The following is a 14,209-nucleotide window of genomic DNA, read 5'->3' on the forward strand; positions in this document are numbered from 1 at the left end:
CGGGTCAAGGCCCGCGAGGCTGCGTCTAAGGAACGTACCTTGGCGCCACGCATGCGCGAGCATCAGGCTGAAGCCTGGGTTGCGGCACGCGTAAGGCTTTGCTCACGGGGCTCTACAGAGGGGGGACTTCAGCCCGGACCGGCAAAGGCCGTTCAGGGGCGAGGGAAAAAGGCTCAGGCCGCCTGCTGGTCGGCGGGGCCGCCCTTGAGAACGAAGCGGCGGTCGCAATAGCCGCATTCGACATAGCCCTTCTCGTCGATCTCGAGCCAGACACGCGGATGGCCAAGAGCGGCTCCGGCACGGATGTCGGTGGCTCCATCGCACTTGACGCGGTGGGAATCGGTGAAGACGGTTTCAGGCACGTTGCTCATGGACGATGCCTTTACCAGCGGGCGTGGGCGATTTCCAGCGGCAAACGCGCGCAGGCGTGCGCGCAGGACGCAGCGCGCTTGCATGCGGGGCAATCGGGACGGGACAGGGCCCGGCTGACGCTCCTCTTTGCGTTTTGCGCTCTTTACCTTGGATCAAAGCTGGCCCACATGGGGCGCCATGACTGCCTCTTCTGCCCTTTCGCCCGCCATTTCGATCCGCGACCTCGTCAAGCGCTATGCGCCTGTCGGCAAGGTGGAGGCCAAGCTGGCGCTGAAGGGCGTCAGCTTCGATGTGCCGCAGGGCGAGATTTTCGGCCTGCTCGGCCCCAACGGCGCGGGCAAGTCTACCCTGATCAACATCATGGCCGGGCTTGTGCGCAAAACCTCGGGTTCGGTTGATATCTGGGGGCACGACATCGACCACGATCAGCGCAACGCCAAGCGCGCGATTGGCATCGTGCCGCAGGAGATCGTGTTCGATCCCTTCTTCACGCCGATCGAGGTGCTGGAGAATCAGGCGGGATTCTATGGCATCGCCAAGCACCTGCGCCGTTCGGAGGAACTGCTGCGCGCGGTCCATCTTGCGGACAAGCGCGATGCCTATGCCCGCAGCCTTTCGGGCGGCATGAAGCGGCGTTTGCTGATTGCCAAGGCGCTGGTCCACCAGCCTCCCGTACTCGTCCTCGATGAGCCGACAGCGGGCGTTGACGTCGAACTGCGCCGCCAGCTGTGGGAACTCGTCACCGAGATGAACCGCGAGGGCGTCACGATCGTGTTGACTACGCACTACCTGGAGGAAGCCGAGGAACTGTGCGATCGCATTGCGATCATCAACCACGGCGAACTCATCGCCAACAAGCCGACCAGCGAGCTGATCGGCATGGCGCGCGAGAAGGTTCTGATGCTGACCCTCGATCAGCCGGTGGCGGAACTGCCCGAGCACCCCGGCTTCATCAAGTGCCGCGCGGTGGGCGACACCGGGCTCGAGATTACCTATGACAAGGACCGCGCTAATGCAGGAGAGGTCCTGTCCGCGCTCCAGGCGCAGGGGCTTTCGGTGGTGGACGTCACGACCCGCGAGGCGGATCTTGAGGACGTCTTCGTCAGCCTTACGGCCTGATCTGATGCGGTCCGGCGCCGGACCTGTTGCTGGCGCGCTCCCGGGTTACTTGACGCCGGGCTGGGCGTGATCGGATTCGTCCATCCATTCGCGATGCCAGACATTCTTCTTCTTGCGCCGAATCGCCGCACCGCACTGCGTGCAGGTCGACGTGAAGTTGTGTCCGTCCCATGACGCGTGCCGCCGGTCTGGCTTGTGTCGGTTCAGCCAGCAGAAGCGGATGAGCTTTGTCAGACTTTTGCTGGATTTCGAGGTGCTTGTCGGAGCCATTGTTGGAAGCTTTCAGTGTCCGAGTTTGAAGAAAATACATTCTGACGAAGTTGCGCGGCCTGGTATTCGTGTTGCAAAGGAATTTCGCTTGCAAAGTGTGACGCGCCGCCATGTGCAGGTGTCCATTTTCTGGCGAAGTTCGTTCGTTAACTATTTAAGCTGAACCGGTCGCGGTGTTCTTTTATCGTTAACCCGAAAGCTGGCCGCTGGTGGGCCCGTAATCGGCTGGCCATTCCAACTGTATGCGGCCAAGTATAAATCCCTATGTGTTGCGATGCAACAATAGCCTGTTGTTGTAGCAAGATATCTTGCGATTGGTGCGCGCACTCGGCAATGAGGCACCATGCAGGATAACGTCCCAAGTGCCGCACCGTATGACGTCATCGTCATCGGGTCCGGCGCCGCCGGCCTGACGGCGGCTCTCGCACTTGCCGAAAGGCTCAAGGTTCTCGTGCTCGCCAAGGGCAGCCTGACGGGCGGTTCGACAGCCTGGGCGCAGGGGGGCATCGCCGCGGTCCTCGATCAGGGCGATACATTCGACGAGCATATTCGCGACACGATGGTGGCCGGCGCCGGACTCAACCGGCGTGAGACGGTCGAGTTCGTTATCGAACGCGCGCCCCATGCCATCGCACGGCTGCTGGATCTGGGGGTTCCCTTCAACACCGAGGGTGGGGAATTGCACCTCACCCGCGAAGGTGGGCATTCGCACCGCCGTATCGTTCATGTGAACGACGCCACGGGCTGGGCGGTGCAGGATGCACTTCTGCGCGCGGCACAGGCCAATCCCAACATCACCCTGCTGCCCGGACAGTCCTGCATCGATTTCATCACCGGGCGCCACGAACTGCGCTACTCGGGCTCGGGCCGGGTCTGGGGTGTCTACGCCCTCGATGAGGCGACGGGCCGGGTCGAGGCGCACACCGCGCGTGCGACCATTCTGGCAACGGGCGGGGCAGGGCGCGTCTACCGTTTCAGCACCGCGCCGCGCGGGGCGACGGGCGACGGCATCGCCATGGCCTGGCGCGCGGGCGCACGGGTCTCCAACATGGAGATGATGCAGTTTCACCCTACCTGCCTCTACAACCTCGACGTCAAGAACTTCCTCATCACCGAGGCGGTGCGTGGCGAGGGAGGGCAGCTGCGGCACCCGGTGACCGGCCATCGCTTCATGCCGGACTATGACGAGCGGGCCGAACTGGCGCCGCGCGATGTGGTCGCGCGCGCGATCGACGACCAGATCAAGCGCTACGGCCTCGACTATGTCCATCTCGACATCAGCCACCAGCCCCCCGAATTCGTGCGCGAGCACTTCCCGACCATTCACGAGAAGCTGCTCACGCTTGGCATCGACATGACGAAGGAGCCGATCCCGGTCGTGCCCGCGCAGCACTATACCTGCGGCGGCGTGCTGACCGATCTTGATGGCAAGACCGACCTACCGGGCCTTTATGCGGCGGGGGAGTGCACCGAGAGCGGCCTTCACGGGGCGAACCGCCTGGCCTCCAACTCGCTGCTCGAATGCTTTGTTTTTGGAGATGCGGCGGCCAGTCACATTCTCGACCATTGGGACGCCTTCGACGCGCCGCCCCCGGTACGTGCGTGGGACGCGAGCCGGGTGACCGATTCTGATGAGGAAGTTGTCATCAAGCAGAACTGGACCGAGATCCGCCGCTTCATGTGGAACTACGTGGGCATCGTGCGCACGACCAAGCGGCTGGAGCGGGCCATGCACCGCATCCAGCTTCTCAACACCGAGATCGAGGAATACTACCGCCACTTCCGCGTCTCGACCGACCTGATCGAGCTGCGCAACCTGTTGCAGTCGGCCGAACTGATTGTGCGCTCGGCTCTCAAGCGCAATGAAAGCCGGGGGCTTCACTTCACGCTCGACTTTCCCGAAACGGAAAGCGAGCCGCACGACACCGTGCTCGTGCCCTGAGGGCCAAGGCAGGGCGGCCCGGGGCCGCCCTGTTCGGGCGGGCCTACATCCCGATGCCCAGCGCGCGTCCGATAAATATCAGCGCCATGGCGCCCAGGATCGAGGCGAGGCAGCCAGCGCGGTTGAAGTCGCGGCTCCCGCGCGAGGTGATAAGGCCCGCGGCCAGCGAGCCGCCGATGCCCAAGAGAATCGTCGTGAGCCAGGACATGGGCACCTCGCCAGGGTAGATCCAGCGCGCCAGAGCGCCGATGATGAGACCGCCGATAATGGCGCCGATGATATTGAACATGCGTGCTTCCTTGCGAGGATTGGACAGGCGGGCAGGCGTGCCCGCGCGCAGGAACTAAAGCCCTGATCGCTGCCGGGGTTGCACAGGGGCGCGCAGGCCGCACGCCCCGCTCGGCGCACCGCTGATGCGCCTCGACGAAGGGCGCTGCGAAAATCCGTCTGGCGGCTGCAGGAAGATCAACATATGGTGTCCGGCGCGGCGAGAGCGGGGTACAGTTTGTGCCTTTTGAGTCTTGACGTGGCAGATGCGGGACTCAGTTCGTCGTATTCCCGATTCGCTTCGTCGGCTAATTTTGTGGAAAAATAATAGCCAGGGCGGCTCCAGATTTCGCTTGCGTTTGATGAGGGTTCAGGACTTCCCACGCGTCGCGATGGCTGGGCAATTGTCCAGCGCGGCTTCAGGCCTTGCGGCTTGCGTGTCTCCCCCCTCTTGCGCCGGTGCCAAGAAACGGCACTATGGGTTGTGGCGCTTCGGCGGTCGAACCTCTAAACCTTGATGCCGCGCGGGAATGTACCGCGTCGCCCCCGGAAGCGATTTCGGGGTAGGTTTGGGCGAATCCGCGAGGCACCACAGGGTCGAGAGCAGGGGCAAAGGTCTCCTTTTCGTGCTGAACGTGGTAGTCTGGGATTTCTCCGGCGGCCGCGCTGCGGTGCGCCTTGACCCTGCGCGGAACACTACGCGCTTGCCTGCCTTGCAGGTGGCGCGGCAACCAATGGGGCGAACGAGTGGATTTCAGGAACGGAAGTGACAGTCGCATCGACAGCGCGGACGCTACGGAAGAAGCCGTTGCCAGCCCGTCGGTAAACTCGAACAAGGAGACGGGCGCGAGCCCGGCAATTGGAATGGACAAGGCGGATACGGCCAGCGCGGACCTCGTCGCTGCGGCCGCAGCCACGGCAGCGGCCGCGGCCCAGGCATCTTCGACTTCGACGAAGGAATACGACTCTAAGTCGATCAACCCGCGTCGCTTCACCATCGTCACGGACGACAGCCGCAACGACAAGCTGACCGCGTTCGGCAAGGAAACGCTGGAGGATCGCTACCTCCTGCCCGGCGAGAAGTACCAGGACCTGTTCGCGCGCGTCGCCGATGCCTACGCCGACGATGCCGAGCATGCCCAGCGTCTCTACGACTACATCTCCAAGCTCTGGTTCATGCCTGCCACCCCCGTTCTCTCGAACGGCGGCACCGGCCGCGGCCTGCCCATCTCGTGCTACCTTAACTCGGTGGAAGACAGCCTCGAGGGCATCGTCAACACCTGGAACGAGAATGTCTGGCTCGCCTCGCGCGGCGGCGGCATCGGCACCTATTGGGGTAATGTGCGCGGTATTGGTGAGCCGGTCGGCCTGAACGGCAAGACCAGCGGCATCATCCCCTTCGTGCGCGTGATGGATTCGCTCACTCTCGCGATCTCGCAGGGCTCGCTGCGCCGTGGATCGGCCGCCTGCTACATCGACGTCTCGCACCCCGAGATCGAGGAATTCCTAGAGATTCGCACCACCACGGGTGACTTCAACCGCAAGGCGCTCAACCTGCACCACGGCGTGCTGCTGTCGGACGAGTTCATGGAAGCCGTGCGCGATGGCGCCGAGTTCCACCTGCGCAGCCCCAAGGACGGCGCGGTGCGCTCGACCGTGGACGCGCGTTCGCTGTTCCAGAAACTGGTCGAAGTGCGCCTGCGCACCGGTGAGCCCTACCTCGTCTTTTCCGACACCGTGAACCGCTTGATGCCCAAGCATCACCGCGATCTTGGCCTCAAGGTCTCGACCTCGAACCTGTGCTCGGAAATCACGCTGCCGACGGGCCGCGATCACCTGGGCGAGGACCGCACTGCGGTGTGCTGCCTCTCCTCACTCAATCTGGAAACCTGGGAAGAGTGGAAGGGCGAGAAGCGCTTTGTCGAAGACGTGCTTCGCTTCCTCGATAACGTGCTGCAGGACTTCATCGACCGCGCGCCCGACGAGATGGCGCGCGCCAAGTACTCGGCCGCGCGTGAGCGTTCGGTGGGGATGGGCGTCATGGGCTTCCATTCCTACCTGCAGAAGAAGAACATCGCTTTCGAGAGCGCGATGGCCAAGGCCCTCAACCTTCAGATGTTCCAGTACGTCAACCAGAAGGCCAACGAAGCCTCGATGATGCTGGCGCACGAGCGGGGCCCGTGCCCCGATGCGGCCGACCAAGGCGTGATGGAGCGTTTCAGCTGCAAGATGGCAATTGCGCCCACCGCCTCGATCTCAATCATCTGCGGGGGCACCTCGGCGTGCATCGAGCCGATTCCGGCCAACATCTACACCCACAAGACGCTCTCGGGCTCGTTCGTGGTGGAGAACCCGTACCTCAAAAAGCTGCTGGCCGAAAAGTCGAAGGACTCCAACAACGTGTGGAACTCGATCCTCGAGCACGGCGGTTCGGTCCAGCACCTCGACTTCCTCTCGCCCGAGGAAAAGGCGGTGTTCAAGACCAGCTTCGAGATCGACCAGCGCTGGCTGCTTGAATTCGCGGGCGACCGTACCCCCTATATCGACCAGGCCCAGTCGCTGAACCTGTTCATCCCGGCTGACGTCGACAAGTGGGACCTTCTGATGCTCCACTACCAGGCGTGGGAAAAGGGCATCAAGTCGCTCTATTACCTGCGCTCCAAGTCGGTGCAGCGCGCGGGTTTTGCCGGTTCGGGCGGCGTCGAGGCGGACAACACCGCCGAAGCGCCCAAGTTCGAGATCGGCGAGACGACCGATTACGACGAGTGTCTTGCCTGCCAGTAAGGCCCGGACATTTCATATAAAAAGGCCCCGGACTTTCCACGAAGTCCGGGGCCTTTCTAATGGTGCCGTTCCCTCATCGCGTGAGAGTTGTGGGATGCGTCAGTTGGCGCCAGCGCCCACCGGAATGGCGGTGCCCTGTCTCAAGTAGACGCGATTGTCGTCGATCTTGTCGACACTGCCAATGTCGAGGAAGTGGTGCTGGCCATCCGAACTGTCGGTCCGGGTCAGCTTGATGCGGTCATCCTCGATACCATCGACGGTGCCCACGTGCTGGCCATTGGCATCGGCAACTTCCATGTGTTCGCGGATGCGGAGCTTCTCGAGCATATCTCTCTCCTTTCGCTCAGTTTTGCTGCGTTGTTACCCCTGATAACGCGCCTCCCCCCGGGTCGCGTTCCGGCGTCCATCGCATCATGGGCACGGTTGATGGAGGGCAGGGCGTATGAGTGGCGCACTGTGCCGCAGGGCGTGCGTGGGGAGGCTTTGGGCGTGCGCGGATCGCATGGGAACGGCCCGGGTCTTTTGCGTATTATTCTGATTGAAAAGCCTAATCAGGAGAATACTTACGTGTTTCGCAGGAACGCCATCATGGCCATCTCGCTCGCCGTCGCCGCATCGGTGGGGCTTTCGGCCTGTAACCAGTACGGCCATCCGCGCCCCGGCCACCACCGCCCGCACGACCGTTACGAGAAGCGCCACGACCGGGGGCATCACGGCAAGCGCCTTCACGACCGTCGCCATGACCGGCGTCACGACGACCGGCGCGGGCCCTGGTAAGAGGCAGAAGAATAGGTCCGAGGGCCATCGCCCCCGGGCTCCCAAGACTGTCGACCTCACCTTTTGCGCGCCGCGGTGGCCGAGAGAGGGGAGGTCGCCCGTTATGGGGGCAAGGGGTGATGACCCCTTGAAAAATCCTTCTTCCTGGCAGTGATTACCTGCCGCGTCACCGCGTGTGACAATTTGCGGCTTGAGCGCGCATGCGTCCTGCGCTTTGCAGTGCGGCGATTCGTAACTGTTTACAGGGATACCCTTCTCGCATGCGCAAGTGGCACCGCTGGCTCTCGCTCTTTTTCGGAATCTTCATGCTGTGGATCGCAGTCACCGGCGTCCTCAGCCAAGTTGCCGTGCTGTGGCCGGCAGGCGCCCCCGATCGGGCCACCCAGACGCTCGCCACGCCGCCTGAGGGTTTCGAATGCCCCGAGGGTTGGCGCTGCATGCCGCCGCGCGCGTCGGGTGGTATCCGCTCGATGGTTGGCCTGTTCCATCACCTGCACTCGGGCGAGACCTTCGGCGCCATTGGTACGGTGATCTCGGTGCTGTCGGGCCTGGCGCTGGTGTTCTTTTCGATCTCGGGGATCTGGCTCTACGTCCAGATGTGGCGCTTGCGGACCAAGCGCAAGCTGGCCCCGCGCTGGTTCTGGAAGTAAGCCCGTTGCGGCAATAGCGCACGACGCAAAAAAGGGCCCGGGTCGTGTCGATCCGGGCCCTTTTCGTATCTGACAAGAGTTCCGGGGCTCAGGTCGAACTAGGCATGCCGAAGGTGATGTCGCCGCGGTCGGAAAGCAGCACGCCTTCCTCGCCCACGCCGTCGATCTGGCTGAGCGCGATGAAAGAGTGCCCGCCATCGCCCGCAAGCATGACCTCGTCCCCTTTGACTTCGGACACCCGGCCAAGGCAAGTGCCCTCGGCGTCGATGATCTTCATGTCCTTGTGGATGGTGCCCAGGCTCGTCGTCCAGAACGACCCTTCGGCGGCACGGGGGCGGCTGGCGGTGGTGGTCATGACGTCTCTCCTGTTGGGCCGGGTGAAGGCCGTAATGTTGCTGATGAAAGAACGCGCCAGGAGCCCGTGCAGTTCCCCGGAAAGCCTCGGCTAAGGCGGGGTTGGCAGGTACAAGCCACGTTATTGCTGCGTGTGCGAAATTGGCGCTTGGGCCACAAGGTGTGGGGTGTGACACTGTGGTCAAGCCCCAAATCTATGATTCACAAGCGGTTCAAAGCTGTGTAAAGTTCGAGAAATTTTGGCCGTTGGGCTGCACAAGAAGGGGCAATTTCGTCTATCCGCTTTGGTCCCGGAAGCGAGTCTCCTCGCGCCGGGCCAGATCATGCGGATTGCGGAAGACGGACCATCTCTTTCGCTCTTCGCCAACAACGCACCACGTTAGACATCCAACGGAGTCAGTCGCCCATGCCTCTTCTCGACGCGCGCAAGACCTACAAGCCTTTCGAGTACCCCTGGGCCTACGACTACTGGAAGCGCCAGCAGCAGCTGCATTGGCTGCCCGAGGAAGTGCCGCTGGGCGAGGACTGCCGTGACTGGGCGCAGAAGCTTTCCGAGCATGAGCGCAACCTGCTCACGCAGATCTTCCGCTTCTTCACGCAGGCCGACGTGGAAGTGCAGGACTGCTACCACGAGAAATACGCGCGCGTCTTCAAGCCGACCGAGATCAAGATGATGCTCACCGCCTTCTCCAACATGGAGACGGTGCACATCGCGGCCTATTCGCACCTGCTCGACACCATCGGCATGCCCGAGAGCGAATATGGCGCCTTCCTCGAGTACGCCGAGCTGAAGGACAAGCATGACTACATGCAGAACTTCGGCGTCGACAACGACGAGGACATCGCGCGTACGCTCGCCATGTTCGGCGGCTTCACCGAGGGCGTACAGCTCTTCGCCAGCTTTGCCATGCTGATGAACTTCCCGCGCTTCAACAAGATGAAGGGCATGGGCCAGATCGTCACCTGGTCGATCCGCGACGAGTCGCTGCACTGCGAGGGCATCATCAAGATGTTCCACGCCTTCACCAAGGAGCGTGGCTGCCTGACCAAGGCGGTGCGCGACGACATCGCCGACGTCTGTCAGACCACGGTGCGCCTTGAAGACAACTTCATCGACCTCGCCTTCGAGATGGGCCCGGTTCCGGGCATGACAGCCAAGGACATCAAGAAGTACATCCGCTACATCGCGGACTGGCGCCTCGACCAGCTGGGCCTCAAGCCGATCTACATGATCGATGAGCACCCGCTGCCTTGGCTCACGCCGCTGCTGAACGGCGTGGAGCATGCCAACTTCTTCGAGACCCGCGCAACCGAATACTCGAAGGGCGCGACCCGTGGCGACTGGAACACAGTCTGGGCGAACTTCGATTCACGCCGCAAGGTGAAGCCGGAAGACGAGGCGCAGGCCGACGACGGCAGCGAGCCCGGCCTCTTCGAGGACACCCAAGCCGCCGAGTAAGCGGTATCGGGGCAGGGCGCTGCCGAGCGCGGAATGGGCGCTTTTCGGCACGGCCAATGCGAAATGAACAAGGCCCGGCGGGAAACCTGCCGGGCCTTTTGTGTTAGATAAGTAACACAGTCTTTCCATTGAAGGAGTGACCGCATGCGCCATTTGCCTGTTTACCGCTCTGTCCGGATGGCCTTTCTGGCTATGCCCATCCTGTTGGCAGGGGGCGTCTGCGGAGCACTGCCGCTCGCTGCACAAAGCGGTGTCATCGCGCGCACTGACGCCGAGATCGCGAAGGCCATGCAAAGTCCCTACCTCAAGATGGTGCGCAACATATCGCCGAGCGAGCTCGTGCCTGGTACGCCCATCGTCGAAGGGGACGGGGCCGTTATCGGCACGGTCGAGGGACGCGATGGCGCGACCGTGGTGCTCGTCGATGACCGCTATCGCTACCGCGTGCCTGTCACCGAGATCTACGCCTACTCCAGCGGCGATGTGGACCACTTCGCGAGCCGTGTACCCCGAAAGGACATGGCCCGCGCGAAGCTGGAGGTGGGAGAGCGCCGGGGCAGCTAGTACGGGCCGCGCGGGGCCTGATCAGATCGTCCAGGAATTGGGATCGGGCATCGGTTCGCGCTTCTGCGCCTTGAGCAGGCTCATCACCGTGCGCACGATCACCCAGATCGAGACCGCGGGCAGGATCAGAAAGCCGATCAGCACGATCATCAGCACGAAGCCCAGGATCCCGCCGACAAGGCCGATCCAGAACGTGTTGATGAGATACTGGTAATGCGACAGTTCCCAATCGGCCTTGGGTTCGCCGCGCCAGACGAAAGCAAGGACAACGCCAATGATGGCGGTTACCCCGGTCAGGAACGAGGCGAAGTAGAGAAGGCAGATTACGGTCGGGTTGTTGAGCTCGAAGCTCGAGTTCGAGGCTGCAGGCCTGTTTTCGCTATCGTTCACGGGCTCTCTCCTTACCGAAGTTCTCGTAAGGTGACCTATTGATCCGCGAGCTGCAAGTGCGCTCGCCGACCGGCGTAGCACACTTGCAGAATGGTTGCGCCTCAGACGAGTCCGAGGAACAGGCCGGCGAGCGCCGCGCTCATAAGGTTGGAGAGGCTGCCTGCGGCCAGCGCACGTACGCCAAGACGTGCGATATGGGGGCGCTGGTTGGGAGCCAGGCTCCCTGTCACCGCCATCTGGATCGCGATCGAGGAGAAGTTGGCAAAGCCGCACAGCGCGAAGGTGACGACCGCCACGGTGCGTGACGAGAGACCGGCGTCATTGCCCAGTTCGATGAAGGCGACGAATTCGTTGAGAACGATTTTGGTGCCGAACAGGCTGCCGGCCTGCATGGCCTCGGCCCAGTCGGGGCTCGCCAGGAGGTAGAATACGGGGGCAAAGACATAACCGATGAGACCCTGGAAGGTGATGCCATCGAAGCCGAAAAGCCCGGCGGCCCATCCGATGATGCCGTTGGCCAGCGCGATGAGGGCGACGAAGGCGAGTACCATCGCGCCCACCGCGACGGCGAGCTTCACGCCGGTCTGCGCGCCTTGCGAGGCGGCCATGATGATGTTGGCCGGGCGCTCTTCCTCGTGCTGGACAGGTTCGACCTCATCGATGTGGACGCCGGGCTGGTGGGTCACGTCGTCGCGGTTGAGGGCTGCCGCAGTCATCCCGGCAGGCGGCGTCGCGCCCTCGTGGATGTCGAGCTGCGCGGCCTCGTCGTGCCGTGGGTCGGGCATGATCATCTTGGCCATGAAGATACCGCCCGGCGCCGACATGAACGCAGCGGCCACGAGGTAGTCGATGCGAATGCCCATCGAGGCGTAAGCGGCAAGGATCGTGCCTGCGACGCCGGCAAGCCCCACGCTCATAACGCAGAACAGCTGGGAGGGACTGAGGTTCGCAAGGTAGGGGCGGATCACCAGCGGGCTTTCGCTCTGCCCGACGAAGATGTTCGATGCCGCGCACAGGCTTTCCACCTTGCTGATCCCGGTGACCTTCTCCAGCGCGCCGCCGATCCAGCGGATCGCCAGCGGCATGATGCCCAGATAATAGAGCACCGAGATGAGCGAGGCGAAGAAGATGATCACGGGAAGGGCCGAGATTGCAAAGCTGGCCCCGCCGATTTCGGGATCGGCGAGCGGGCCGAACAGGAAGTTAGTGCCCGCCGCAGCATAGCCCAGCAGGCTCTCCACCCCGGTCGCCGCGCCGCGCAGCATGCGGTTGCCAAAGGGAACATAAAGCACGAGCGCGGCGAAACCGGCCTGAAGCGCGAAGGCGGCTCCCACCACGCGCAAACGGATCGCCCTGCGGTTGGTGGAAAGTAGAAATGCCACGGCCATGATGAGAACAATGCCGAGGAGGCTGTAGGCGACTTGCATTGAGCGGCGTTGCTCCGAAACGAGGAAAGATCGAGTAAACGCCGGAACCTAGAGGGCGATGCCCAATACGGCTAGTGCAATTGTCCAAGGCCGGTTAGAGCATCCCCATGCAGTCCAATGACCCCGCTTCCCTTTCGCTCCCGCGCTCCCTGTTCATCTTCTCGCTGCTTTACGGTGGGCTAGTGGTGCTGGCCGGCGTGCTCGGCACCAAGCTCGCTTCGTTGGGGCAATGGTCGGTGGTGGGCGAACTGGCAGTCGAATCGGGGATCTTCGCGTTCCTGTTCCTCGTCGTTCTGTCGAGCGCAGTGGCCGAACTGCACGGGAGATCCATCGCCAATCGCCTGATTCGCTATGGCTTCATTCCGCTCATCGTCTCGATGGTGCTGATCACGCTGGTCATCAACGTGGTGCCGCCCGCCGCGATGTGGGGGGACCAGGAAGCCTTCGCGCGGTTGCTGGGGCAGGGCGCGCGCATGCAGTTTGCAGGGCTCGTCTCCTACGGCGTGTCGCAGACGCTTAACGTCTACCTTTTCTCGAAGCTGGCCGGCAATTCGCTGGGGCAGGAACGCGGCGCGGTGCTGCTGTTCCGTGCCTGGCTGGCGAGCATGCTTTCGCAGGCGGTCGACACCGTGCTGTTCATCTCGATCTCCTTCTTCGGCCAGGAGCTGCCGCTGCTCGCGATCATGGAAGGGCAGATCATCTCCAAGCTGGTGCTTTCCACCATCATGGTGCCTCCGCTGATCCTTTTCTTCGTGCGCTTCGGGCAGTGGCTCGACCGACCGAAAACGGCCTGAGTAGAGCCGCCTGCACACAAAGTGTTGCGTGTGCTTCTCGAAAAAGGGCACAAAATACCTTCAATTCCGCGTCAGGGAAGCTAAAGCGAGCTCATGCCGAATCCTCATGATCCCGCCATGCTTGCGAAAGCCGAAACCCTCGTCGATGCGCTGCCCTACCTGCAGCGCTACGCTGGCCGTACCTTCGTCGTCAAATACGGCGGGCATGCGATGGGCGATCCCGAGCTTGCGCAGGATTTTGCCGAGGATATCGTTCTGCTCAAGGCTGTGGGCATCAATCCGGTTGTCGTCCACGGTGGCGGCCCGCAGATCGGGGCCATGCTGAAGAAGGTCGGTGTGGAGAGCCAGTTCGTCGATGGCCTTCGCGTGACCGACCGCGAAACCGCGCAGGTCGCCGAAATGGTTCTGTCGGGCGCGATCAACAAGGAGATCGTGGGCTGGATTGCGCGGGCCGGTGGCCGCGCCATGGGCATTTCCGGCAAGGACGGCAAGATGGTCACTGCGCGCAAGGTTCAGCGCACCAAGAAGGACCCGGACAGCCTGATCGAGAAGGTCCTGGACCTGGGCTTCGTCGGCGAGCCGGAAACCATCGACACCACGGTGATCGAATCGATCTCGGCCTCGGGCATGATCCCGGTCATCGCCCCGATTGCAGCGGGCGCGGACGGAGAGACCTACAACGTTAACGCCGACACTATGGCCGGATCGATTGCGGCGGCGCTGGGCGCCGCGCGTCTGTTCCTCCTCACCGACGTGCACGGCGTGCTAGACAAGGAGGGGGAATTGCTGACCGACCTTCGTCCCTCGGACATTGCCTGCCTGCAGGAAGACGGCACGATTTCGGGAGGTATGATCCCCAAGCTGGAAACCTGCGTCCATGCGGTGGAAGCGGGCTGCGAGGCGGCGGTCGTCCTTGACGGGCGTGTCTCTCATGCCATGCTTCTGGAAATATTCACGCAGGAAGGTGCAGGCACCTTGATCCGCACGGATCCTGCGGCCATCTGAAGATAACAACGGGCAAGAAAAGGCAAAAATCCACC

Annotated in this window: 15 protein-coding genes; 9 read left to right on the plus strand and 6 right to left on the minus strand. The window is 62.7% G+C overall.

Annotated features, from left to right (window positions below; genetic code table 11):
* Nucleotides 1-173: 173 nt before the first annotated feature.
* Nucleotides 174-371: a zinc-finger domain-containing protein gene (locus FMM79_RS14970; RefSeq protein ID WP_039388953.1), complete on the minus strand. Its 198-nt coding sequence runs from the start codon at nt 369-371 to the stop codon at nt 174-176.
* Between the two features lie 178 nt (nt 372-549).
* Here FMM79_RS14970 and FMM79_RS14975 point away from each other — a divergent pair, with 178 nt between their 5' ends.
* Together FMM79_RS14975 and nadB are read left to right on the plus strand one after the other, a co-directional pair.
* Entirely contained in the window at nt 550-1,491 is a 942-nt protein-coding gene (locus tag FMM79_RS14975) for an ABC transporter ATP-binding protein (protein WP_148628266.1), read from the plus strand.
* A gap of 613 nt (nt 1,492-2,104) precedes the next feature.
* Nucleotides 2,105-3,703 carry an L-aspartate oxidase gene (gene nadB, locus FMM79_RS14980; protein ID WP_148628267.1) on the plus strand — a complete coding sequence of 533 codons (1,599 nt, stop codon included), beginning with the start codon at nt 2,105-2,107 and terminating at the stop codon, nt 3,701-3,703.
* 43 nt (nt 3,704-3,746) lie between these two features.
* Here the strand turns inward: nadB and FMM79_RS14985 are convergent, their stop codons facing one another.
* Nucleotides 3,747-3,992, minus strand: coding sequence for a GlsB/YeaQ/YmgE family stress response membrane protein (locus FMM79_RS14985; protein WP_148628268.1), 246 nt, complete (start codon nt 3,990-3,992; stop codon nt 3,747-3,749).
* Between the two features lie 842 nt (nt 3,993-4,834).
* Here FMM79_RS14985 and FMM79_RS14990 point away from each other — a divergent pair.
* Nucleotides 4,835-6,754 (plus strand): ribonucleoside-diphosphate reductase subunit alpha, encoded by a 1,920-nt coding sequence (locus tag FMM79_RS14990; protein ID WP_148628366.1) that lies wholly within the window; start codon nt 4,835-4,837, stop codon nt 6,752-6,754.
* A gap of 99 nt (nt 6,755-6,853) precedes the next feature.
* On the opposite strand, the gene FMM79_RS14995 is transcribed toward FMM79_RS14990, so the two are convergent.
* Entirely contained in the window at nt 6,854-7,081 is a 228-nt protein-coding gene (locus FMM79_RS14995; RefSeq protein WP_148628269.1) for a DUF2171 domain-containing protein, read from the minus strand.
* Nucleotides 7,082-7,342: 261 nt separating this feature from the next.
* Here FMM79_RS14995 and FMM79_RS15000 point away from each other — a divergent pair, with 261 nt between their 5' ends.
* Complete coding sequence (locus FMM79_RS15000; RefSeq protein ID WP_148628270.1) at nt 7,343-7,531, plus strand: hypothetical protein; 189 nt, start codon at nt 7,343-7,345, stop codon at nt 7,529-7,531.
* A gap of 260 nt (nt 7,532-7,791) precedes the next feature.
* Complete coding sequence (locus FMM79_RS15005) at nt 7,792-8,181, plus strand: PepSY domain-containing protein (RefSeq protein WP_148628271.1); 390 nt, start codon at nt 7,792-7,794, stop codon at nt 8,179-8,181.
* An 88-nt stretch (nt 8,182-8,269) separates the two neighbouring features.
* Here the strand turns inward: FMM79_RS15005 and FMM79_RS15010 are convergent, their stop codons facing one another.
* Nucleotides 8,270-8,536 (minus strand): DUF2171 domain-containing protein, encoded by a 267-nt coding sequence (locus tag FMM79_RS15010; RefSeq protein WP_148628272.1) that lies wholly within the window; start codon nt 8,534-8,536, stop codon nt 8,270-8,272.
* Nucleotides 8,537-8,941: 405 nt separating this feature from the next.
* Between FMM79_RS15010 and FMM79_RS15015 the strand changes: the two genes are divergently transcribed.
* Nucleotides 8,942-9,994, plus strand: coding sequence for a ribonucleotide-diphosphate reductase subunit beta (locus FMM79_RS15015; RefSeq protein WP_148628273.1), 1,053 nt, complete (start codon nt 8,942-8,944; stop codon nt 9,992-9,994).
* A 144-nt stretch (nt 9,995-10,138) separates the two neighbouring features.
* Nucleotides 10,139-10,558: a hypothetical protein gene (locus FMM79_RS15020; protein WP_148628274.1), complete on the plus strand. Its 420-nt coding sequence runs from the start codon at nt 10,139-10,141 to the stop codon at nt 10,556-10,558.
* 21 nt (nt 10,559-10,579) lie between these two features.
* Here the strand turns inward: FMM79_RS15020 and FMM79_RS15025 are convergent, their stop codons facing one another.
* Together FMM79_RS15025 and FMM79_RS15030 are read right to left on the minus strand one after the other, a co-directional pair.
* A complete protein-coding gene (locus FMM79_RS15025; RefSeq protein ID WP_148628275.1) occupies nt 10,580-10,948 on the minus strand; it encodes a hypothetical protein in 369 nt (122 codons plus the stop codon).
* Nucleotides 10,949-11,049: 101 nt separating this feature from the next.
* On the minus strand, nt 11,050-12,375 hold the full coding sequence (locus FMM79_RS15030) for a NupC/NupG family nucleoside CNT transporter (RefSeq protein WP_148628276.1): 1,326 nt from the start codon (nt 12,373-12,375) through the stop codon (nt 11,050-11,052).
* Between the two features lie 107 nt (nt 12,376-12,482).
* Between FMM79_RS15030 and FMM79_RS15035 the strand changes: the two genes are divergently transcribed.
* Nucleotides 12,483-13,169, plus strand: coding sequence for a queuosine precursor transporter (locus FMM79_RS15035; RefSeq protein ID WP_148628277.1), 687 nt, complete (start codon nt 12,483-12,485; stop codon nt 13,167-13,169).
* A 93-nt stretch (nt 13,170-13,262) separates the two neighbouring features.
* The gene (gene argB, locus FMM79_RS15040) at nt 13,263-14,174 is read left to right on the plus strand and encodes an acetylglutamate kinase (protein ID WP_148628278.1); all 912 of its coding nucleotides are present in this window, start codon (nt 13,263-13,265) and stop codon (nt 14,172-14,174) included.
* Nucleotides 14,175-14,209: the final 35 nt, after the last annotated feature.

Source organism: Novosphingobium sp. BW1 (assembly GCF_008107685.1).
Classification (GTDB): Bacteria; Pseudomonadota; Alphaproteobacteria; order Sphingomonadales; family Sphingomonadaceae; genus Novosphingobium.